The organism is Vibrio sp. Y176, from assembly GCF_033438945.1.
The window spans coordinates 1-564 of sequence record NZ_JAWOQS010000938.1; the positions used below are offsets into that span (position 1 = coordinate 1).

Annotated in this window: 1 protein-coding gene; it reads right to left on the reverse strand. The window is 49.1% G+C overall.

Features of this window, described 5'->3' with window-relative positions; translation table 11 throughout:
- Positions 1–564 (reverse strand): MGH1-like glycoside hydrolase domain-containing protein (locus R7O13_RS29520; RefSeq protein ID WP_412125748.1); only part of this gene is annotated, 564 nt, incomplete at both ends.

Here is a 564-nt window from a genome sequence, read left to right on the forward strand (position 1 = left end):
GCGATCACTTTATCGGCACGCTCTTGCGTTGCTGCACCATTAAACAGCGGCGACCAACCTTCAGGGCCACGTCCACGCTCTACAATCGGCAAACCCGCACAGCCATTTGCAAGAGGCTCAGGAGTAGTGCCATCTTCAGCCACATTTAAGTGAATGTCGTAGAAGAATCCTGTGCTTTCATCAAACATACATTGGTTAATGTACGTTTTGATTTTCTCGGCACCGTTCAGGAATTCTTGCGCGCGGTCTTTACCTTCTACGCCATCGGACACCAACTTCGCCATTTCCGCTAAGTATTTGTTGTCTGAGTACATGTAAGAGGCTTGATCCACCGATTCTTGCAGCATAGAGAAGCCAAGCAACTCGCCGTCCGCAGCATTATTGTTGGTGCGATTTTCTGCAAAACGAACTTCCCAATCTTTCTTCGCAAGATCGAGTTTCGCTAAGTTTTCCGCTGACGTATTGCTGTACACCCACTCTTCGCCTTCCAGCTTGATGCTGTTATCAAAGCCGTACGCGCTTGCCGCGTAGCGACCAAGTTGATCCACATTTCTGTCTGGGTTG